This is a genomic window from Microbacterium sufflavum (assembly GCF_023091155.1).
Taxonomy (GTDB): domain Bacteria; phylum Actinomycetota; class Actinomycetes; order Actinomycetales; family Microbacteriaceae; genus Microbacterium; species Microbacterium sufflavum.
On the sequence record NZ_JAHWXK010000001.1, the window covers coordinates 1988651 to 2011000 of the forward strand.

15 protein-coding genes are annotated in these 22350 nt (G+C 70.6%); 11 read left to right on the plus strand and 4 right to left on the minus strand.

Translation table 11 applies throughout. The features are described 5' to 3' along the window. Positions 1-124 precede the first annotated feature (124 nt). From KZC56_RS09755 to KZC56_RS09780, 6 genes are all read left to right on the plus strand, one after another. Positions 125-4756 (plus strand): ExeM/NucH family extracellular endonuclease, encoded by a 4632-nt coding sequence (locus KZC56_RS09755; protein ID WP_247638460.1) that lies wholly within the window; start codon positions 125-127, stop codon positions 4754-4756. A gap of 121 nt (positions 4757-4877) precedes the next feature. After that, a complete protein-coding gene (locus KZC56_RS09760) occupies positions 4878-5390 on the plus strand; it encodes a DUF3817 domain-containing protein (protein WP_136033563.1) in 513 nt (170 codons plus the stop codon). Continuing rightward, on the plus strand, positions 5387-6973 hold the full coding sequence (gene guaA, locus KZC56_RS09765; protein ID WP_136033560.1) for a glutamine-hydrolyzing GMP synthase: 1587 nt from the start codon (positions 5387-5389) through the stop codon (positions 6971-6973). Before KZC56_RS09760 ends, guaA begins: the two co-directional genes overlap by 4 nt. Positions 6974-7021: 48 nt before the next feature. Further along, entirely contained in the window at positions 7022-8410 is a 1389-nt protein-coding gene (locus tag KZC56_RS09770; protein ID WP_247638461.1) for a glycosyltransferase, read from the plus strand. A 118-nt stretch (positions 8411-8528) separates the two neighbouring features. After that, on the plus strand, positions 8529-8957 hold the full coding sequence (locus tag KZC56_RS09775) for a YciI family protein (RefSeq protein ID WP_136033557.1): 429 nt from the start codon (positions 8529-8531) through the stop codon (positions 8955-8957). A gap of 10 nt (positions 8958-8967) precedes the next feature. Further along, positions 8968-10254 carry an RNA polymerase sigma factor gene (locus tag KZC56_RS09780; RefSeq protein ID WP_372490578.1) on the plus strand — a complete coding sequence of 429 codons (1287 nt, stop codon included), beginning with the start codon at positions 8968-8970 and terminating at the stop codon, positions 10252-10254. Between the two features lie 134 nt (positions 10255-10388). On the opposite strand, the gene KZC56_RS09785 is transcribed toward KZC56_RS09780, so the two are convergent. Both KZC56_RS09785 and KZC56_RS09790 read right to left on the minus strand, forming a co-directional pair. Next, positions 10389-10661, minus strand: coding sequence for a GlsB/YeaQ/YmgE family stress response membrane protein (locus KZC56_RS09785; protein ID WP_136033553.1), 273 nt, complete (start codon positions 10659-10661; stop codon positions 10389-10391). A gap of 159 nt (positions 10662-10820) precedes the next feature. Then, a complete protein-coding gene (locus tag KZC56_RS09790; protein ID WP_136033551.1) occupies positions 10821-11747 on the minus strand; it encodes a Bax inhibitor-1/YccA family protein in 927 nt (308 codons plus the stop codon). Positions 11748-11837: 90 nt separating this feature from the next. Here KZC56_RS09790 and KZC56_RS09795 point away from each other — a divergent pair, with 90 nt between their 5' ends. After that, positions 11838-12824, plus strand: coding sequence for a glycerophosphodiester phosphodiesterase family protein (locus KZC56_RS09795; protein WP_247638463.1), 987 nt, complete (start codon positions 11838-11840; stop codon positions 12822-12824). A gap of 10 nt (positions 12825-12834) precedes the next feature. Here the strand turns inward: KZC56_RS09795 and KZC56_RS09800 are convergent, their stop codons facing one another. After that, positions 12835-13233, minus strand: a complete 399-nt coding sequence (locus KZC56_RS09800) for a YccF domain-containing protein (RefSeq protein WP_136033547.1) — start codon at positions 13231-13233, stop codon at positions 12835-12837. An 89-nt stretch (positions 13234-13322) separates the two neighbouring features. Here KZC56_RS09800 and KZC56_RS09805 point away from each other — a divergent pair, with 89 nt between their 5' ends. Further along, positions 13323-14339 carry an ABC transporter ATP-binding protein gene (locus tag KZC56_RS09805; RefSeq protein WP_136033545.1) on the plus strand — a complete coding sequence of 339 codons (1017 nt, stop codon included), beginning with the start codon at positions 13323-13325 and terminating at the stop codon, positions 14337-14339. Continuing rightward, the gene (locus KZC56_RS09810; protein ID WP_136036396.1) at positions 14336-15355 is read left to right on the plus strand and encodes an ABC transporter permease; all 1020 of its coding nucleotides are present in this window, start codon (positions 14336-14338) and stop codon (positions 15353-15355) included. Before KZC56_RS09805 ends, KZC56_RS09810 begins: the two co-directional genes overlap by 4 nt. 12 nt (positions 15356-15367) lie before the next feature. Here KZC56_RS09810 and KZC56_RS09815 read toward each other — a convergent pair whose 3' ends face one another. Then, complete coding sequence (locus KZC56_RS09815) at positions 15368-16099, minus strand: hypothetical protein (RefSeq protein ID WP_206251646.1); 732 nt, start codon at positions 16097-16099, stop codon at positions 15368-15370. A gap of 580 nt (positions 16100-16679) precedes the next feature. Here KZC56_RS09815 and KZC56_RS09820 point away from each other — a divergent pair. Together KZC56_RS09820 and KZC56_RS09825 are read left to right on the plus strand one after the other, a co-directional pair. Then, positions 16680-19778 (plus strand): lamin tail domain-containing protein, encoded by a 3099-nt coding sequence (locus KZC56_RS09820; protein WP_247638464.1) that lies wholly within the window; start codon positions 16680-16682, stop codon positions 19776-19778. A gap of 101 nt (positions 19779-19879) precedes the next feature. Continuing rightward, positions 19880-22348 carry an ATP-dependent helicase gene (locus tag KZC56_RS09825; protein ID WP_136033538.1) on the plus strand — a complete coding sequence of 823 codons (2469 nt, stop codon included), beginning with the start codon at positions 19880-19882 and terminating at the stop codon, positions 22346-22348. Positions 22349-22350 lie beyond the last annotated feature (2 nt).

The window sequence follows — 22350 nt, forward strand, 5'->3', positions numbered from 1 at the left end:
AACTCCGTTGAGGATGTCCGACCCGCTTCGTATGCTCGCTCCATGTGCGCACGCTGGGAGTTCCCGATGCGTGCGGTGACAGCGTCCTGAGCAGGGTCGATACACGATCGAGGAGACAGCACCGATGATGTCCGCTTCAGAGCACGGGGAGCCCATGACCCCCGTCTCGCACCGCAGAACCAGGGGGCGCATCGGCGCTCTCGCCGTGACCTGCGTCGCCACCCTGGGCCTCGGCTCGCTGGTCGCGACGCCCGCCGTCGCCGATCCGACCGGGACCGGGGTGGTGATCAATGAGGCGTACCTCTCCGGAGGCAGTGCCGGTGCGGCGTACACGAACAAGTTCGTGGAGCTGTACAACCCCACGTCCGAGGCGGTGTCGCTCGACGGCATGTCCCTGCAGTACCGCTCGGCGACCGGCTCGGCGGCGTTCACCGGGATCGCGCCGCTCACCGGCAGCATCCCCGCCGGCGGCTACTTCCTGGTGCAGGGCAACAGCAACGGCACGAACGGCGCCGCGCTGCCCACGCCCGACGCGGTCACCGGCCTCACCCCGAGCGGCACGAACGGCACCATCGCCCTGGTCGAGGGCACCACGGCGATCACGCTCGCCCCCGGGTCCGCTGCGGGAGCCGACGGCGTCGTCGACCTGCTCGGCTACGGCACCTCCAACACGTTCGAGACGAAGGCGGCCACGGCGCCGTCGGGCAACACCGATGTGCGGTCGCTGAACCGCACGAACGGCGCGGACACCGACGACAACAGCGTCGACTTCTCGCTGTCCGCCACCATCACCCCGCAGAACTCCGGTGGCACCGACCCCGGCACCGACCCGGGCACCGACCCCGGCACGGAGCCGCAGAAGGCGACCATCGCCGAGGTGCAGGGCACCACCGATGTCTCGCCACTGAACGGCACGCGCGTGCAGGTCGAGGGCGTCGTCACCGCCGACTACCGCACGGGCGGCTACAAGGGCATCGTCATCCAGACCCAGGGCTCGGGCGGCGCGACCGACGCGACCCCCGGCGCCTCCGACGGCGTCTTCGTCTTCCTGAACGCGCTGGCCCCCACGCTCGCGATCGGCGACCTGGTCTCGGTCACCGGCACCGTGAGCGAGTACTACGGCCAGACGCAGGTGAACCCGGCCGCCGCGGCGGACGTGACGGTGGTCACGCCGGGCGTCGGCGTGCCCGCGGTCACTCCGCTGCCCGCCACGGTGCAGGGCGCCGACCGGGAGCAGTACGAGAACATGCTCGTCGCGCCCGAGGGCACCTACCGCCTGGCGTCGAGCCACCAGCTGTACAACTACGGCACGCTGTGGCTGAACGCAGGAGATGCCCTGGCCGTGAAGAGCACCGAGACCACGCGTCCCGGTGCCGACGCCGCCGCGATCGCCGCGGCCAACCGCGCCAATCGCATCCTGCTCGACGACGGCTGGTCGATCCAGGTGACCAACAGCGGCCACCCGGGTCAGCAGCCCTACTTCACGAAGGACCAGGTCGTCCGCAACGGCGACACGGTCGACTTCGGCGACAACGGCTACGTGCTGCAGTGGGGCTTCGACGACTGGCGTCTGCAGCCGGTCGTGCCGATCGACGACTCCTCGCCCGCCGAGCTGAAGGTCGGCTTCGCGGCGACGAACCCGCGTCCGACGGAGGCGCCCGAGGTGGGCGGCGACGTGCAGGTGGCGTCGTTCAACGTCTACAACTACTTCACGACGCTGAAGAGCGAGAACTCCAACGCGCGGGGCGCCGCGAACGCCGCGCAGTTCGCGATCCAGAAGTCCAAGATCGTCGCGGCGATCAACGGCCTCGACGCCGAGATCGTCTCGCTCATGGAGATCGAGAATTCGGTCAAGCTCGGCAAGCCGGTCGACACGGCGCTGAAGGATCTGGTCGCCGGCCTGAACGCCGACGCCGGCAGCGACGTGTGGGGCTACGTGCCCACGCCCGAGGCGCTGAACGATGCGGCGACGACCGACTACATCACCAACGCGATCATCTACAAGAAGGACGCCGTGAAGCGGGTCGGTGACAGTCTCACGACGACCGACGAGTCGGTGTGGGGCAACGCGCGCGAGCCGATCGCGCAGGCGTTCGACATCGACGGCCGCGTGGTCACCGTGGTCGCGAACCACCTGAAGTCGAAGTCGCCGCCCGAGGGTGCGGGGGCGGAGCCGGCCGACGGCCAGGGCTTCTTCAACGCCGACCGCGTGGCGCAGGCGAACGCGATCCTCGCCTTCACGGCGGAGCTGGAAGAGACGACCGGCAGCAGCGACATGCTCCTGATCGGCGACTTCAACGCCTACGGCAAGGAAGATCCGATCGACGTCTTCACCTCCCAGGGGTGGAGCGACCTGGTCGCCGACGAGACCGACGGTCAGTACACGTACACGTTCGACGGCGAGCTCGGCTCGCTCGACCACGTGATCGCGTCGCCGTCGCTCGTCTCGTCGATCACCGGCGCGGGCGTCTGGGGCATCAACTCGCCGGAGTGGAGCGACCGCGGCTACGCGTTCGGCGCCACCGAGGAGGGCACCCCGTACCGCTCCAGCGACCACGACCCGATCATCGTCGGCGTCTCCGCGGAGATCCCGCCGGTGAGCATCGACGTGGTCACGGTGAACGACTTCCACGGCCGCATCGAGGCCGACGGGGCCGCGGCCGGTGCCGCGGTGCTCGCCGGTGCGGTGCAGCAGTTCCGTGACGCGAACCCGAACCTGATCTTCGCGGGAGCCGGCGACCTGATCGGCGCGTCGACGTTCACCTCCTTCATCAACGACGACAACCCCACGATCGACGCGCTCAACGCGGCGGGCCTCGATGTGAGCGCCGCGGGCAACCACGAGTTCGACCAGGGCTGGGAGGACCTGCGCGATCGCGTGCAGGACCGTGCGGACTGGGAGTACATCTCGTCGAACGTGTTCGTCACCGAGACCGGTGAGCCCGCGCTCGCCCCGGCCTGGGTGAAGGAGGTCGACGGCGTGCGCGTCGGGTTCGTCGGCGCCGTCACGGAAGACCTCGACTCGCTGGTGTCCCCGGAGGGCATCGCCGATCTCGAGGTGCGCAGCATCGTCGACTCCGTCAACGCGGTGGCCGACGACCTGCGCGACGGTGACGCGTCCAACGGCGAGGCGGATGTCGTGATCCTGCTCGTGCACGAGGGGGCCGAGAGCACCGCGCTGTCGGCCATCACGGAGGACTCCCCGCTGGGTGAGATCGTCTACGGGGTGGACGACGACGTGGACGCGATCGTGTCGGCGCACACGCACCTCGCGTACAACCACGTGATCGACGGTCGCCCCGTGGTCTCCGCCGGTCAGTACGGCGAGAACCTCGGGCTGATGAACCTGCAGGTCGACCCGACCACGAAGGAGCTGCTCTCGATCACCAACGAGATCAAGCCGCTCACGGCCGCAGGCAAGCCGCTGTACCCGGCGGTGCCGGAGGTGCAGGCGATCGTCGACGCCGCCAAGGCCGAGGCCGACGTGCTGGGCGCCGTGAAGGTGGGCGACATCACCGCCGACTTCAACCGGGCGCGGCAGACGAACGGCTCGGAGAACCGCGGCGGCGAGTCCACGATCGGCAACTTCGTGGCCGACGTGCAGCAGTGGTCCACGGGCGCCGACCTGGCGCTCATGAACCCGGGAGGCATCCGCGCGAATCTCACGTACGCGTCGTCGTCCGCGAGCGATCCGAACGGCAACGTCACGTACCGCGAGGCGGCCACGGTCCAGCCCTTCGCCAACACGCTGGTCACCCTGACCCTCACCGGCACGCAGCTCAAGGGCGTGCTCGAGGAGCAGTGGCAGCCGGCGGGGTCGGCACGTCCGTTCCTCAAGCTCGGCGTCTCGAAGGGTCTCGTCTACACGTACGACCCGACCGCGGCGCAGGGCTCGCGCATCACGTCGATCACGCTGAACGGCGTCCCGGTCGACCCGGACGCGCAGTACACGGTGGCGGCGAACTCGTTCCTCGCGGCGGGTGGCGACAACTTCGCCACCTTCAAGGAGGGCGCGGGCAAGCGCGACACCGGCAAGATCGACCTGCAGTCGATGGTGGACTGGTTCGACGCGAACAAGACCGCGACGCCCGATCTCGCCCAGCGCGCGGTCGGCGTGACGCTCAGCCCGGCCGATGCCGACGGGTACAGCGCCGGCGACCAGGTGACGGTGTCGCTCTCGTCGCTCGCGTTCAGCGGGGGAGAGGCCGCACCGGGCGAGGTGACGCTGTCGCTCGGTGACACGGCGCTCGCCTCGGGCACGGTCGACCCGGCCGTGGTCGACACCACGGACGAGGGTGGCCGTGCGGCGCTCACGTTCGCGGTGCCGTCCGGGGTGTTCGGCGACCAGGTGCTGACGGTGAACGTCCCCGCGACGGGCACCACGGTGCAGGTGCCCCTCACGATCGCCGGCCAGGAGGAGTTCGCCGGCACGATCGAGCTCGGCTCCTCCAAGGTGGCCGCGGGCAAGAAGCTCACGGTCACGGGCGAGGGGTATGTGCCGGGCGAGACCGTGACGATCGCGCTGCAGCCCAAGAAGGGCGCGGCGGTGCAGGTCGGCACGGTGCAGGTCGGCGCCGACGGGACGTTCACCACGCAGGTGACCGTGCCGAAGAGCGCACAGCCGGGCAAGTACACGGTCTCGGCGGCTCAGGCCGACGGTGACGCGGCGACCGCGACCGTCACGGTGAACCGTGCGGGCGGCATCGTCGGCGCGATCATCGACTGGCTGTGGGACCTCATCTCCGGCTGGTTCTGAGTCCGGAGCGGATGATCGCAGCGGAGGCCGTCGGGAGCGATCCCGGCGGCCTCCGTCGTGCCGCGGGCGACGGAGCCGCCGGCCGGATTCGGCATCGGGCGACCCCGACTAGACTGGACCCATGCCCGAACCGAAAGTCGCCAGCTTTCCGGCGATCCGCGGTGCGCTGAAGTTCTACCAGATCGCGTCGATCATCACGGGAGTCATGCTGCTCCTGCTGCTGACCGAGATGGTGCTCAAGTACACGCCGATCCACCTCGAGCTCTTCGCGGGAGGCTCCGGCGGACCGCTCTGGTTCGCGGGCGTGATCGCGGGCCCCGACTGCCAGTGGTGGTCGCTGTTCGCCCCGATGACGAACTCCTGCGAGATGACGTCGCTGGGCGACGGCTTCAACCTGTCGCTGTTCATCCTGGTGGCCCACGGCTGGTTCTACGTGGTCTACCTGTTCGCATGCTTCCGCATGTGGAGCCTGATGCGCTGGCCGTTCCCGCGGTTCATCCTGCTCGCCCTCGGCGGTGTCGTGCCGCTGCTGTCGTTCTTCATGGAGGCCATCGTCGCCCGTGAAGTGAAGTCCTATCTCGCCACCCGGGAGGCCGAGGAGGCCTCCGCGACCGCCCCGGAAGGTGTCCGTTGACCGAACAGTCCGAGACCCAGCAGCGCCCCGCGCTCGTCGTCGACTTCGGCGCGCAGTACGCGCAGCTGATCGCCCGTCGTGTGCGGGAGGCCGGCGTCTACAGCGAGATCGTGCCGCACACGGCCACGGCCGCGGAGATCGCCGCCAAGAACCCGGTGGCGATCATCCTGTCCGGCGGCCCGTCGTCGGTGTACGAGGAGGGGGCGCCGAAGCTCGACCCCGCCGTGTTCGACCTCGACGTGCCCACGCTGGGCATCTGCTACGGCTTCCAGTACATGGCGCAGACCCTCGGCGGCGAGGTCGCGAACACCGGGCTGCGCGAGTACGGCGCCACCGATGCCGTGATCTCCGGCGACGGCGGCGTCCTGCTGGGCGGGCAGCCCGCGGAGCAGAACGTGTGGATGAGTCACGGCGACCAGGTCGCGAAGGCGCCGGAGGGCTTCGAGGTCCTCGCCACGACCGAGGCGACCAAGGTCGCGGCGTTCGCGAACGAGGAGCGCCGTTTCTACGGCGTGCAGTGGCACCCCGAGGTCAAGCACTCCGACCACGGCCAGCGCGTGCTGGAGAACTTCCTCCACAAGGGCGCGGGCCTCGCGTCCGACTGGAACCCCGACAACGTGATCGCCGAGCAGGTCGAGCGCATCCGCGAGCAGGTCGGCGACGCCCGCGTCATCTCCGCGCTGTCCGGCGGCGTCGACTCCGCGGTCTCGACCGCCCTCGTCCACAAGGCCATCGGCGACCAGCTCACGGCGGTGTTCGTCGACCACGGGCTGCTCCGCAAGGGCGAGCGCGAGCAGGTCGAGAAGGACTACGTCGAGTCGACCGGCGTGCGGCTCATCACGGTCGACGCGGCCGAGACCTTCCTCGGACACCTGAAGGGTGTGACCGACCCGGAGGAGAAGCGCAAGATCATCGGCCGCGAGTTCATCCGCGCGTTCGAGAAGGTGCAGCTCGACCTCGTCGAAGAGGCGAAGGCCGACGGCGGCGCCCCGGTGAAGTTCCTCGTGCAGGGCACGCTCTACCCCGACGTGGTGGAGTCCGGCGGAGGCGCGGGCACCGCGAACATCAAGTCGCATCACAACGTGGGCGGCCTGCCCGACGACCTCGACTTCGAGCTGATCGAGCCGCTGCGGGCCCTGTTCAAAGACGAGGTGCGTGCGATCGGCCGTGAGCTGGGCATCCCCGAGGCAATCGTCGGACGGCAGCCGTTTCCGGGGCCCGGCCTCGGCATCCGGATCATCGGTGAGGTCACCGCTGACCGTCTCGAGATTCTGCGTGAGGCCGACGCCATCGCCCGCGAAGAGCTGACGAAGGCGGGTCTCGACCAGGAGATCTGGCAGTGCCCCGTGGTGCTGCTGGCCGACGTGCGCTCGGTGGGCGTGCAGGGCGACGGCCGCACGTACGGCCACCCGATCGTGCTGCGTCCGGTGTCGAGCGAAGACGCCATGACCGCCGACTGGACGCGCCTGCCGTACGACGTGCTGTCGAAGATCTCGAACCGCATCACGAACGGGGTGCGCGACGTGAACCGGGTCGTGCTCGATGTCACGTCGAAGCCCCCGGGGACGATCGAGTGGGAGTGACGGGGGGCGAGTGATCGGCTCCCGCGTCCGCCGAGGAGGTGCGAGACGATGACCGAGGAGTCCCCACCCGTGCTTCCGGACGCGGACTACCTGGTGCTGTCCAGCCGCCTCATCCCGGGGCTCGACGGCGGATACACGATCGCGACCCTCGCCCGCGCCCGGATGCTGGCCGCGGCGGGCGTCGGCGACGGCGCCGGACCGGAACTGCTGACGTTCGATCCGGGTACCGCCGCCGACCATGCGGAGCATCGACGGGTGTTCACGGAGCGCGGCGCGCTGTCCGACCCGGGGCGCATGCGCAACCTCTTCGATGAGGCCGTCGCACCTGAGGGCGGGGCGGCCGCGTGGCTGCGGGAGACCGCCGATGCCGCCGTCGTCGCCGACCCCGACGTCGAGTACCGGGTGCTGCGCGACGTCGAGGACCGCCCGTTCGCCGCGCTCCCGGTGATCCCGGGCAACCCGGACTGGCACCTGACCGACGAGCCGGTGCTGGTGTACGACGCCGCGGGAGCAGTGGCCGGCGCCCTGCGCGGCTTCCGCGGCCTGTACCGGGCGTGGCTCGACCACGTCGTGGCCGCCTCGGGCGACCGTCGCGTCGTCGTGATCTGCGAGTCGCGGCAGCTGGGCGAGCTCATCGCCGACTGGGACGACCCGCGCGTGCGCATCGTCCACACGATCCACACGATGCACGTGGAGGCGCCGTACACGCCGGACGCGACCATGAACACGCTGTGGACGCGGTGGTTCCGCCTGGCCGACCGCTTCGACGCGGTGGTCTGGCCGACCGCGACGCAGCGTGACGACGTGGTCGCGCGTTTCGGGGCGTCCGCGAATCACGTCGTGGTGCCCAACCCGATCGCGCCGGTCACGGCCCGCGCCGACCTGCGCGAAGACGGTCTCGTGGTGGTGCTGGGACGTCTCGCGCCCGGCAAGCGCATCGACCACGCGATCCGTGCGTTCCTCGCCGCCGACGTCGCCGGCACGCGACTGGAGATCTGGGGCACGGGGCCGGAGCAGGAGAAGCTGGCGGCGCTGATCGCCCAGCTCGACGCGGGCGACCGCGTGGTGCTCGGCGGGTATGCCGACGACCCGGCCACGGTGCTCGACCGGGCGTCGCTGCTGCTCACGTCGACCGCGTTCGAGGGGCAGCCGCTCGGGGTCGTGGAGGCGCTGCTGCACGGCACACCGGTCGTGTCCTACGACGTCCGCTACGGCATCCGCGATGTGCTGGGGGCGGGTGGCGGCGTGCTGGTGCCCGCGGGCGACGAGGGCGCACTGGCGACCGCGCTCCGCGATCTGCTGACCGACGCCGATCGTCTGGCCGTGCTGCGCGCCGAGGCGCCGTCGGTCGCGGCGGCCTGGAGCCCCGAGCGCTCCCTCGCCGCCCTCACGGGCGTGGTCGCCGAGGTCTCCGCCCGCCCCTCTCGACGCGCCTGATCCGCGGCGGCGCGGACGTCGGAGGAAAAGTTCTCCGTCGATGTCGATCCGGGCCGTTCCCGTTCGACGTCTTCAGTGAGAGGGTCGAGAGACGGCCCCATCCGACAAGGAGAACATCATGAAGTTCATGCTCATCATGCGCGCGACCGACGACGCGGTGGCGGCGTACCAGGAGATGCCCTTCGAGCAGGTCATCGAGGCCATGGGCCGATACAACGAGTCGATGATGAAGGCGGGCGTGCTGGTCGCCGGCGAGGGTCTGACGGACGCCGCGGAGGGCTTCGTGGTGGACTTCAGCGCCGACAAGCCGCTGATCACCGATGGCCCCTACGGGGAGACGAAGGAGCTGTTCAACGGCTTCTGGATCGTGGAGGTGTCGTCGCGCGAGGAGGCTGCGGAGTGGGCGAGCCGTGCGCCGCTCGGACCCGGGTCGTACCTCGAGGTGCGCCGCGTGACCGGCCCGGAGGACTTCCCCGCCGACAACGAGTGGATCGAGAAGGAGGCGGGCTGGCGCGAGGAGCAGGCCCGCCGCGCCGAGCAGCAGTGACCGCCGGCCGATGGACGCGCACGACGTGACGGCACGCTCCGCCCCCGCAGAGGGGTCGGCGGAGCGGGCCGTCGCCGCGGTGTGGCGCATCGAGTCCGCACGCATCGTGGGCACGCTCACCCGCATGGTCGGCGACTTCGGGCTCGCCGAGGATCTGGCGCAGGAGGCGCTGGTCGACGCACTGCGCCAGTGGCCCGTCGACGGGGTGCCGCGCAATGCGGCCGCGTGGCTCACCGGGGTCGCCAAGCGCAAGGCGGTGGACGCGTGGCGGCGTCGGGAGCGGCTGGACGACCGTCTGGCCCTGATCGCGCACGACCTGGAGCGCGAGCAGGCCGAGGTGCGGGATCCGTCGGACCCCGATGAGGTCGACGACGACGTGCTGCGGCTCATCTTCATCGCGTGCCACCCCGTGCTGTCGAGGGAGGCGCAGGTCGCGCTGACCCTCCGCGTGGTCGGCGGGTTGTCGAGCGAGGAGATCGCCCGGGCGTTCCTGGTGCCGACCGCGACCGTGCAGCAGCGCATCGTGCGGGCCAAGAAGACGCTCGCGGCGGCCCATGCGCCGTTCGAGGTGCCGCCGCGCGACGAGCATGCGCAGCGGCTCGGGGCGGTCCTGGGCGTGCTGTATCTGGTGTTCAACGAGGCGCACGCGGCGAGCAGCGGCCCGGAGTGGATGCGTCCGGAGCTGAGCGAGGAGGCGATCCGTCTCGCGCGCGTGCTGGCGGCGCTGATGCCGCGCGAGCCGGAGGTGCACGGTCTGCTCGCGCTGATGGAGCTCACCGCCGCCCGGTTCCCGGCCCGCCGCGACGCGAACGGCGACCCGGTGCTGCTCGCGGATCAGGATCGTGGCCGCTGGGATCGCAGTCGCATCGTCCGGGGTCGCGCCGCGCTGGCGACGGCGGACGGGTTGGGACGCGGTCGCGGGGTGTACGGCCTGCAGGCGGCGATCGCGGAGTGCCATGCCATCGCGGCCTCGGTCGACGACACCGACTGGGATCGGATCGTGCTGCTGTACGAGGCGCTCGGTCGCCTGGCCCCGTCCCCGGTCGTGGAGCTGAACCGCGCCGCGGCGGTGGCGATGGCCACGGGCCCCGCGTCGGCGCTGCGCATCGTCGACCAGCTCGCGGCGTCGGGCGCGCTGCGCGGCTATCACCTGCTCCCGGCGACGCGTGGCGAGCTGCTGCGGCGTCTCGGGCGGGAAGACGAGGCCCGCAGCGAGTTCGCGGTCGCCGCGGGCATCGCGGGCAACGACCGCGAGCGTGCGCTGCTGGAGCGCAAGGCCCGCGGGGCGGTGAGCTGAGCCCCGCCGTAGGGCCGGGCCATCCCCGCGAGGACGGGTCCGGGGGAAACGAAAAGACCCGCCCCTCACGGATGCTGTCGCAGCCGTGAGGGACGGGCGTGATGACGCGGGGGCGCGTCGAGTGGGGTCGCGCGTCAGTCGTTGACCTTCTGGCCACGGCCGACGATGAGGCCGTAGATCAGCAGCACGATGATCGAGCCGCCGATGGCGAGGAGCCAGGTTCCGAGGTCCCAGAACTCCGTGAGAGGACGGTTGAGGATCAGGCTGCCGAGCCATCCTCCGAGCAGGGCGCCGACGACGCCGAGCAGCAGCGTGACGAACCACCCGCCTCCCTGCTTACCGGGCAGGATCAGCTTGGCGATGGCTCCGGCGATGAGGCCGAGGAGAAGAAAGCCGAGAAAGCTCATGGTCAGCTCCTTGATGTCGGGAGCCCCGGGGTGCCGGGGCTTCGTGATATCCACAGTGCCGCGATCGGCAGTCGCGTGCCAACCCCTTGCGCCGCACTCCCCGGATATGGCAAGAGGCCCGCCTCCCCGAGGGGAGACGGGCCTCTGTCGCGACGGGCGTCAGTTGTTGCCGCGGGCGATCGCGATGATCCGCAGGATCTCCACGTACAGCCAGACGACGGTGACCATGATGCCGAAGGCGCCGAGCCAGCCGTACTTGCGGGGAGCGCCGTTGCGCACACCCTGCTGGATCTGGTCGAAGTCGAGCACCAGCGAATACGCGGCCATGATGACCACGAGCACGCCGATGATCAGACCGAGCGGGATACCCATGATCTTCGCGCTGTACAGACCGAAGGCTTGCTCAGCGGGCAGGACGTTCGTCCACATCAGCACGAGGTTCAGCAGCGAGAAGACCAGATAGCCGATCATGGCTACGAGGAAGATCTTGGTGGCCTTCTTGGAGGCACGGATCTTGCCGCTCGCGAACAGTGCCAGGGTGACGCCGACCACAGCGATCGTGGCGAGCGTCGCCTGCAACACGATGCCCGGCCAGCGGACCTCGAAGAACGCGGAGATGCCGCCGATGAACAGGCCCTCGAACGCCGCGTAGGCGAAGATCAGCGCGGGGCGGACCGTCTTGCGCGAGGTGAAGGTGATGACCATCGCGAGCACGAAGCCGCCGAGCGCACCGATGATCCACGGCAGCATGTTGACGGTGTTGCCGCCGTACGGGTCGAAGCGCGGGGCCGAGATGCCGCCGAGGGTCCACACCCAGCCGACCGCGGCGGTGACGAGGAGGATCGCGAACAGTCCAGCGGTCTTCCACACCGTGTCCTCGACCGACATGCGGTCGGTCTCGATGGCGCCGGCGGGCGGCGCCGCGTACATGCCCTCGAGCTGCGCGTTGGTGGCGGCGTCGACGGAGGCGTGCGTGAACGAGGCGTTCTGCGCACCCTGAGCAGCCTGCGGAGCGCCGGGATATGTCGCGACGTTGCGCGGGTCCTGCTGCTGGAACGCAGGATTGTTGAAAGCGAAGTTGCTCATTGGTGGGCCTCACTCCAAAGGGGGGTAGTAGGTCGCTTTCCTCCACGATACCCGGGCGGCGACACGCGCGGGGTGTTCTACGCTGTGAGCGTGCCCAGGAAAAACCCGCTCGTGATCGGGCATCGCGGAGCCCCCGGCTATCGCCCGGAGCACAGCCGCTCCTCCTATGAGCTCGCGCTGGCGATGGGCGTGGACGCGGTCGAGCCCGACGTGGTGGCGACGAAGGACGGGGTGCTGATCGTGCGCCACGAGAACGAGATCTCGGGCACGACCGACGTCGCGGAACACCCCGAGTTCGCCGATCGCCGGACGACCAAGCGCGTGGACGGCGCGACGCTGACCGGCTGGTTCACCGAGGACTTCACGTGGGACGAGCTCGCCACGCTGCGCACCCGCGAGCGGCTGCCCGAGGTGCGGGTGTCGAGCGCGAGCTTCGACGGGGGCCAGGCGATCCTGCGGCTGCGTGAGGTGCTCGACCTCGTGCGCGAGGGGTCGGTGGAGCACAGCAGGGAGATCGGCGTGGTGCTGGAGGTGAAGCACGCCACCTACTTCGCGAGTGCCGGTCTCGACCTGGCGCCGCTCATCGCCGCGGAGCTGCGCGAGGCCGGATGGGCGGACGGCGCGCTGCCGCTGGTGATCGAGAGCTTCGAGTCGACCGTGCTGCGGCAGCTGCGCGCCCTCGGGATGCCGGCGTCGTACGTGTATCTGATCGAGGCGAAGGGGCGTCCGTACGACCTGGCCGTCGCGCAGGGGAAGCGGGCGCGCACGTACCCCGAGACGGTGACGCCCGCGGGGCTCGACGCGCTGGTGGGTGAGGTGGACGGCATCAGCGTCGACAAGAAGATGCTGCTGGCCGAGGGGAACACGATCGTCGCGGATGCCCACGCCCGCGGCCTGTCGGTGTTCACGTGGACCTGCCGCCCCGAGAACGCGTTCCTCGCCCCGCGGTTCCGCGGCGACGGCGGGCGCGGGGCGTTCGGCGACTACGAGGCCGAGTGGGACGCGATCGCGCGGCAGGGCGTGGACGGCGTGTTCGTCGACCACCCCGACCTGGGTGTCGCGTTCTTCCGGGGCTGACGTCCGCGGGTCAGAGCGTACGGTCGAAGGCGCCGCGGCGGGTGGAGACGATCTCCTTGCCGAGGGGCATGAGGGAGACCGGGATCATCTTGAAGTCGGCGATGCCCATCGGGATGCCGATGATGGTGACGCACAGGGCGAGGCCGGAGACGATGTGCCCGATCGCGAGCCACCAGCCCGCGAGGATGACCCAGAGCACGTTGCCGAGGAACGAGCCGACGCCGGCGGTCGGCTTGCTGACGACCTCGCGGCCGAAGGGCCAGATGGCGTAGCGGGCGATGCGGAACGAGGCGATCGCCCAGGGGATCGTGACGATCGGGATGCACAGCAGCACTCCGGCGAGCAGATAGCCGAGGAAGAGGGCCCAGCCGGCGAGGATGACCCAGATGATGTTGAGGATCGTGCGCATTCTGCGATTGTGTCATCCGGTCGCGGGCGCGGCTGGGGATCCGCCCGGAGGTCCCGGGTGGGCGCGCGAACCGATGCCAGACTGACCGCATGACCGGAATATTGGTGCAGGACGTCAGCAGGGCCTTCGGGACGGTGCAGGCCGTACGCTCGGCCACCCTCCGCGCGGAACCGGGCAAGGTGACCGGACTGGTCGGGCCCAACGGTGCGGGCAAGACCACGCTGCTGCTCATGCTCGCGTCGCTCCTGGCACCCGACACGGGCACGATCCGCATCGGCGGCGTCGACCCGGCCGAAGATCCGCTCGCGGCCCGGCGACTGCTCGGCTGGATGCCCGACGCCCTCGGCGCCTGGCCCTCGCTCACCGCCCGCGAGACCATCGTCACGACCGCCCGGCTCTACGGCATCACCGCTGCGGACGCCGCCGTCCGCGCCCAGCAGCTGCTCGCCCTCGTCGGCCTGGGCGAGCTCGCCGACTCGCCGGCCAAGGTGCTGTCGCGCGGACAGAAGCAGAAGCTCGGCCTCGCCCGCGCCCTCGTGCACGACCCCCAGGTGCTGCTCCTCGACGAGCCGGCCTCCGGACTCGACCCCGAAGCGCGCGTGCAGCTGCGGGTGCTGCTGCGCCGGTTCGCGGCCGAGGGTCGCACGATCCTCATCTCCAGCCACATCCTGTCGGAGCTCGAGGAGGTCGTCGACGACGCCGTGTTCCTCGTCGCCGGATCGGTGGTCGACGCCGCCCCCGCGCAGAGCAGCGTGCGCGCGTGGCGCATCCGCCTGGCGGGCGTCACCCCGGAGCGTCTGAGCGCCGACACCTGGCAGGTCGCATCGCAGCTCGGCCTCGCGCCCGAGTCGCTCGCCGTCGACCGCGGCGCCGTGCTCGTGGGGTTCGCCGGGGAGGACGCGGCCGCCCAGTCGCTGCGGCGGCTCGTGGAGGCGGGACTACCCGTGGCGGAGTTCGCGCCGGCGCAGAGCGACCTCGAGCACACGTTCCTGCACCTGCAGCACCCCGCGCCCGCACAGCCGGCGACCGCGCCGACCCCGCCACCGCCCGCCCCGCCCGCGGCCACATCGCCCGCGACCACCGAAGGAACGGAGGCCGGCGCATGAGTCTCGCGAACATCGGCATCATCGCCCGGCTCGAACTCACGCAGCGGCTGCGGAGCGTCGGCTGGTACGTGCTCCTCGGCGTCTTCGCCCTCGTGCTGCTGGGCATCACCGGGCTCGCGTTCGCCGTGTACTCCTGGGGCGACGCGGTCGGCGCCGGGGTGTACTCCATCGTCGTCAACATCGTGCTGCTGCTCGTGGTGCTCGTCTCGCCGACGCTCAGCGGCAACGCGATCAACGGCGACCGCGATGCCGCCACCCTCGGCGCCATCCAGGTCACGGCCGCGTCGACCGGCGACATCATGCTGGGCAAGCTCCTCGCCGCCATCGCGACCGGTGGGGCGTTCCTGCTCGTCGCCGTGCCGTTCCTGGCGCTGTCGTTGCTCGGTGGCGGCGCCGATCCGCTCGTGCTCCTGGTGTCACTGCTCGTGCTCGCGGCCGAGATCGTGGTGGTGGCCGCGATCGGGGTCGGGCTCAGCGGGCTCATCGCGCGCCCCCTGTTCTCCGTCGCGGCCACCTACCTCGTCGTCTCGGGGCTCGTGGTGGGCACGCTGATCGTCTTCGCGCTGGGCGGCATGGCCATCCGCAGCGAGGCCACCAGCTACAGCCGTCCGTACGACGCGAACGGCAACGTCGAGTGCGACCGGTGGGAGGTGTCGACGACCTACGAGGCGCCGCGCTTCGACCTGGTGTGGTGGGCGCTCGCCGCGAACCCGTTCGTGGTGCTCGCGGACGCCACGCCCACCGAGTTCTCCAGGGACGGGTACCCCGTCGACCTGTTCGGCCAGATCAAGTACGGCCTGCGCAGCGCCCAGCAGTCACCGCTGGAGCAGCGGTGGGACGAGTGCGACACGGACGGGAACTACCGCACGCCGCAGGAGGTCATCGAGTCGTCGGTGCCCAGCTGGTTCGTGGGGCTCGGGGTGCAGGTCGTGATCGCCGGATCGCTGTTCGCCGGGGCCTGGGCGCGCACCCGCACGCCCGCGCGACGCCTGCCGCCCGGCACGCGGATCGCCTGACGGTACGGGAGGTCACGCCCTGTGCTCGGATTCTCTGACCCAGCTCGAGTACTCGACGAGTGCTCTGACGTCCGACGCCGCCAACACGCGAAGGTCGTCGTCGGGGAACAGGGTCTGAACGGTGAGCACAGGATGGCCCTCCGCATCGAGACGACTTCCCACGGCTTCGAGGTTGAGCGGATCGGCGCGGACGATTCGAGCGTGTGCATCGCGCACCTGCGCGAGCGTGTGGGCGGAGGCTACGACGCGGAGATCGTCGCCGAAGAACGGGCGTAGTCGATCCCGCACCGTGTCGACGTCGTACGCCACCACGTAGTGAAGGTAGTGGCGTGACCCGTGACGCTCCTGGCACAACGGAACCCACTCGGCCGCGAGGGGCGGATCGTCGGAGAACAGCAGGTTCGCTACGTCCTCGGTGAACGGCGCGTCGAACGGCGCGGGAACATGCTCCTCGATTCCGCGGAATCTCGCCGGCGGTTCGCGCGTTAACGCTGGACGCGCCGAGATCACCCGGAGCGCACGCTCCGTCACCGTTGCCTGGATCTGCACGAGGCCGCCGTCCTGAGCGGCCAGAAGTTCGGCGCTCGGATCGGTGAGACGCAGTCGCGCTCCTGGAAGCGGTGGTTCGGAGGGGCGCTCGATCTCAAGCTGGGAATCGCCCTCTCGTCGAAGAGCGCCCGTGCATGTCACCGTCGAGCCCACGCCGAGGAATGCTGTAAGGGGTTCGATAGGGGGCATCAGCATCCGCAGAGGTCGTAGGGGTTGTCTTCCAGGACCCAGAGCGCGTATTTATAAGGCGGCCATGGGTAACCGGGAGCCTTCGTGTCGCGACGGCACTGGTGATCATAGAGGCCGTACTTGGCCGCGAGGCCAGACGACTTCAGGTGCTTCCAGCGAGCTTCGCAGGTGCTGATCGATTTGAAACCGCTTTGCCATGGACGCCAATGCATCGCCGCGCTAGCCTGCTCTGCTGTCCCGATGGTCAGCATGAAGGCCAACAGGGCCGTCAAAATAGCGGCGGAGCATCGGGATCCCCGCCCGGAATTGACTGTCGTTTGCACGTTGCTACTCCCTCGAAACTGGTGGACCCGGGCATCAGGACCGGTCGGAATCCGGGCCTCGTGCGGGCCACGGTAAGTCGAAGTCGCGGGTACGCGGACGCAGGGGTTTTGGGATATCGGGATGAAACAGCGACGGAGGCCGCGGGATCGCCACCCGCCGTTCACCGTCCGTGCACCGGGCGGACCGACGGCGTCCACCGGGGGTCGGTGGTCTGGGCTCGTACCCGTCTGAGCCCGTCCGGGCGATCCCTCCAGGAGACTCCATGCCCCGCTTGCAGTCCGCAGCGGCGGTCGCGGCGGTGTGCGCACTGAGCGCCGCCGCCCTGCTCGCCGCCCCCGCCGCGGTCGCCGCCACCGGCGTCCGTCCGACCGAAGAGACCGCGCCGGTCGCCGACCCGTCGGGGCTCGTACTGAACGAGATCGTCTACGACGACGCGCCCACCGGGCTCGCCGACCAGGTCGAGCTGTACAACGCGGGCGACACCCCCGTGGACCTCGCGGGCTGGACCATCGCCGACGAGAAGCGCGACAGCGTCGGTCGAGCACCGGAGGGCATGGTGCTGGCGCCCGGCGAGTTCCTCGTGCTCGTGAAGGACGTGGACTTCCCGTTCGGGCTCGGCAAGGGCGACGAGGTCGTGCTCGTCGACCCCAGCGGCGTCGAGGTCGACTCCTACGCGTACGACAACACGGCCCCGCTGTCGGTATGGGCGCGCTGCCCCGACGGCACGGGGGCCTGGGCGCCGGCGACCGCGGTGACCCCGGGAGCGCCCAACGACTGCAGCGTCGCGCCCGTCGACGGCTCGATCCGCATCAACGAGGTCGACTCGCAGCCCGCCGACTGGGTGGAGTTCCACAACCCGGGCACCGAGGCGCTCGACCTCTCCGGATACGAGATCCGCGACAACTCCGACGACCACCGCTGGACGTTCCTGCCGGGCACGCAGATCGCGGCGGGACAGTTCCTCGTGGTGGAGGAGGGCACGATCGGCCTGGTCGACGGCGTCGAGACCGCGTTCCGCGACCCGATCGGCATCGGCAGCGCCGACCGCATCCGTCTCTTCGACGCGTCGGGAGCGATGATCGACGACACGCTGCCCTGGCAGGGTCATGCCGTGATCGACGGGGACGCCGCCGCGGCCACTCTGGCCCGCTGCCCCGACGGGGTCGGCGCGTTCGTGCTCGCCTACGCGACCCCGGGAGCGGCGAACTCCTGCGTCCTGCCGTCGGTCGCGATCAACGAGATCGAGTCGAACGGCGACGCCACCGACTGGGTCGAGGTCATCAACACCGGCAGCACGCCGGTCGACCTGTCGGGGTGGACCGTGATGGACAACGACCCGGTCGGGCACGCCGCCGAGACCACGCCGCTTCCCGCCGGCACCGTGCTGGCGCCCGGCGGCTACCTGGTGTTCGACCAGCCCGAGGACTTCGTCTTCGGGCTCGGCAACGGCGACACCGTGACGATCCGCGACGCGAACGGCACCGCGGTCGATCAGCACGTGTACCCCGCACACGCCGAGGGTGTGTGGGCGCGCTGCGCCGACGGCTCGGGCGAGTTCATCGATGCACCAGCCGCCACCAAGGGAGCGCGCAACGCCTGCGGCAACCCGGTGCGCATCAACGAGGTGGAGTCTGACGGCGGCTCGCCCGACGACTGGGTCGAGCTCGTGAACCCGACGACGGCGGCCCTCGACGTGTCGGGCATCGTCGTGAAGGACGACGACGACGCGCACGCCTACGCGATCCCCGCCGGCACCTCGATCGCCGCGGGCGGCTACCTCGTGATCGAGCGCGCGCAGCTCGGGTTCGGCCTCGGCGGAGGCGACGCGGTGCGTTTGTTCGACGGCGATCTGCTCGTCGACGAGACCAGCTGGGGTGAGGGGCACGCGGCCGTCACCTGGGGCCGCTGCCCCGATCTGACGGGCGCCTTCGCGGTCACTGCGGAGTCGACCAAGGGTGCAGCGAACGTGTGCGCCGGCGAGGTGCCGGTGGGCGTGTGGCCCGGCTCCGCGGAGGTGCGCGTGGTCGACGAGACCCCGACGTTCCTGGAGGACAGCTCCGGCCTCGACGTGCAGGAGACGGCCGACGGTGCGGTGCTGTGGGCCGTGGACAACGGCGAGGGGCGCATCTGGAAGCTCGATGCGCACGCCGACGGCTCGGTCGAGAAGGCCGACGGCTGGGACGAGGGCAAGCGCGTCCGCTTCCAGAAGGATGCGCAGGACCCCGGCGCCGCCGGCCCCGACACCGAGGGCATCACGGTCGACGGCGACGGCTTCGTCTACGTCGCCTCCGAGCGCGACAACAGCGCGAAGGGCGTGAACCGGAACGTCGTGCTGAAGGTCGACCCCGAGGCGAACGCCGGAGACCTGGTCGCCCTGCAGGAGTGGGATCTGACGGCACTGCTTCCCGCGGTCGGCGCGAACCTCGGCGTGGAGGCCGTGCAGTGGGTGCCGGACGCGGCGCTCGCCGGGAAGCTCTTCGACGACACCACGGGCGCCGCCTACGACCCCGCTGACCACGCCGGTCACGGCAGCGGCCTGTTCCTGGTCGCGGTGGAGGACAACGGGCACGTCTACGCTTTCGCGCTCGCCGCGGACGGCACCGCGACCCTGGTGTCGGAGCTCGCGCCGGGTCTCGCCGGCGTCATGGCCCTCGACTGGGACACGGTGCGGAACACGCTGTGGGCGGTCTGCGACGACGGCTGCCAGGGTCGTTCGGCCGAGATCACCCTCAACGGCACCGCACAGCCGGGCATCGCCCACTATGCGCGACCAGCGGGCATGCCCGACATCAACAACGAGGGCTTCGCGACCGCGCCGGCCTCGCTGTCTGTCGACGGACAGCGCCCGGTGTGGTGGTTCGCCGACGGCTTCGCCGCGCAGGCGCTGCGCACGGGCACGCTGCCAGGCGGCGTGGACGGCGAGAACCCGGGCACCGGCACGCCGCCGCTGCCGGGGACCGACCTCGTCGACGGCAACCGCCACGGCGTGACGGTCGACCCGGCGGTCGCGAGCCGGGGCCAGCGGGTCACGGTCACGGTCGGCTCCGCCGCCGCCGGCACCGCCGCCGAGGTGTGGCTGTACTCCGACCCGGTGCGCCTCGCCACGGGGACCCTCTCGGCGACGGGCGCCCTCACGGTCACGGTCCCGGCGGACGCGGCCCTTGGTGCCCACCGCATCGCGGTCTACGCGGCGGACGGAGCCCTGCTGGGCTGGGCTGACCTGCGCATCGCGGAGGGCACGGGCGCCGCGGGCGGCCTCGCTGCCACGGGCGCAGAGCTTCCGGTCGCGGCGGCGGTGCTGGCGCTCGTGCTGCTCACGTCCGGTGCGGTGGCGGTCGGACGCCGCCGTCGCGCGCACTGATCGGGCGGAGGGGCGCGCGGGCGAGGCTCGCGCGCCCCTCTCGGCGTACGTACGACTCCCGCGACCGCGATGTCGGTGCCGCCGCCTAGACTCGTAAGGTCATGACCGAAGCCCCTCTCATCGTCCCCGGATCCGTCGGCCCCCAGTCCTCCGGCGCCCCCGCACAGGACGACCTCCTCGCCGGCCTGAACCCGCAGCAGCTCGAGGCCGTCACCTACCGCGGCCCCGCACTCCTGATCGTCGCGGGGGCGGGGTCGGGCAAGACCAGCGTGCTCACGCGCCGCATCGCCTCGCTGCTCCGCAACCGCGAGGCGTGGCCGAGCCAGATCCTCGCCATCACCTTCACGAACAAGGCCGCCGGCGAGATGCGCGAGCGTGTCGAGGGCATCATCGGCGACGCCGCGCGGGGCATGTGGATCTCTACCTTCCACTCGGCCTGCGTGCGCATCCTCCGCCGCGAAGCGCAGCAGTTCGGCTTCACGAAGAACTTCACGATCTACGACTCCGGCGACTCGCGCGCGCTCATCAAGCGCCTGGTCAAGGAGCACGAGGCCGACGCGTACGGCCTCACCCCCGCCTCGGTGCAGGGGCGCATCTCCAAGCTCAAGAACGAGCTGTCCGACGCCGAGTCCTATGCGCGCCAGGCGAACATGACCGATCCGGCGGAGCGCGTGTTCGTCGAGGTGTTCGCCGACTACCAGCGGCAGCTGCAGCGCGCGAACGCGTTCGACTTCGACGACCTGATCGGGCAGACCGTGTACCTGTTCCGGGCGTTCCCGCAGGTCGCGGACACGTATCGGCGGCGGTTCCGGCACATCCTGGTCGACGAGTACCAGGACACCAACCACGCCCAGTACGCGCTCATCCACGAACTCACGCGTCCGGTGTCGGGTGTCGGATCGGCGCCCGATCCGTATGCCTCGAACGGCATGATGATCTTCGAGCCCGACCCCGAGCCCTCCGCGGGCGCGGGCGAACCGGGAGCCTCGCTCACGGTGGTCGGCGACTCCGACCAATCGATCTACGCGTTCCGCGGCGCCGACATCCGCAACATCAGCGAGTTCGAGCGCGACTTCCCCGGCGCGAAGGTCGTGCTGCTGGAGCAGAACTACCGCTCTACGCAGAACATCCTCTCCGCGGCGAACGCCGTGATCGGCAACAACTTCGACCGCAAGGACAAGAAGCTCTGGAGCGACCGGGGCGACGGTGACAAGATCATCGGGTTCACCGGCTACTCGCAGCACGACGAGGCGCAGTTCGTCGCCGACGAGGTCGAGGCGCTGCACCGCGCCGGCATGCCGTACTCCGAGATGGCCGTGTTCTATCGCACGAACTCGCAGTCGCGCGCGCTGGAGGAGATCTTCATCCGCTCGGCCGTGCCCTACAAGATCATGGGCGGCACCAAGTTCTACGAGCGCGCCGAGATCAAGGACGCGCTGGCCTACCTGGTCGCCGTCGCGAACCCGGCCGATGAGATGGCGGTGCGCCGCATCCTCAACAAGCCGCGGCGCGGCATCGGCGATGTGACCGAGACCGCGATCGCCCGGTTCGCCGACGAGCACGGCATCACGTTCCGGGAGGCGCTGTCGATGCCCGGTCAGCTCGGTGTCGGGCCCAAGATCCAGGCCGCGATCGCGCAGCTCGACGCCGTGCTCGCGGAGGCGACCGCGATCATGCTGCCCGCCACGGGCGAGGTGCCGCCGCCCACGTCGGTCGCCGACGGTCTGAGCCTGCTGCTGTCCAAGAGCGGCTACCTCGACGCGCTGCGCGCCAGCCGCGACCCGCAGGACGAGGCGCGCGTGGAGAACCTCGACGAGTTCGTCGCCGTGACCCGCGACTTCGCGCGCAACAACCCCGAGGGCACGATCACCGACTTCCTCACCGAGGTCGCCCTGGTGTCCGACGCCGACGACCTCGACGACGAGTCGGGGTCGGTGTCGCTCATGACGATGCACACCGCCAAGGGCCTGGAGTACGACGCGGTGTTCGTGACGGGTGTGGAGGAAGACCTCATCCCGCACCGCATCTCGGCGGGGGAGCCCGGGGGGCCGCAGGAGGAGCGTCGACTGTTCTACGTCGGCATCACCCGCGCCCGCAAGCGCCTGCACCTGTCGCTCGCGATGACGCGGGCTCAGTTCGGCGAGGTGTCGGTGGCGATGCCGAGCCGGTTCCTGCAGGAGATCCCCGCGGCGCTGATCGATTGGCGGCAGTCGCCCGGCGACGTGAACTCGCGCGGCGGCATGCAGTCGAGGGCGCTCAACGCGCGGCGCTCGGGCGGCTTCGGCGGTTCGGGCTCCGGCGACCGGTTCGGCGTCAAGCCGCTGCCGCGGGAGTCGCTCAAGCCCCTGTCGACCGCGATGGACAAGATCCCCAACCGGGTGACGGCCAAGATGCGCGACAACGGCGACCTGGAGCTCGCGGCGGGCGACCGCATCCGGCACGTCGACTTCGGCGAGGGCCGCGTGGACGCGGTCACGGGCGAGGGGGCGAAGCGGATCGCCCACGTGCGGTTCGACACGGCGGGGCAGAAGAAGCTGCTCATCAAGGTCGCGCCGATCGAGAAGCTGTAGCG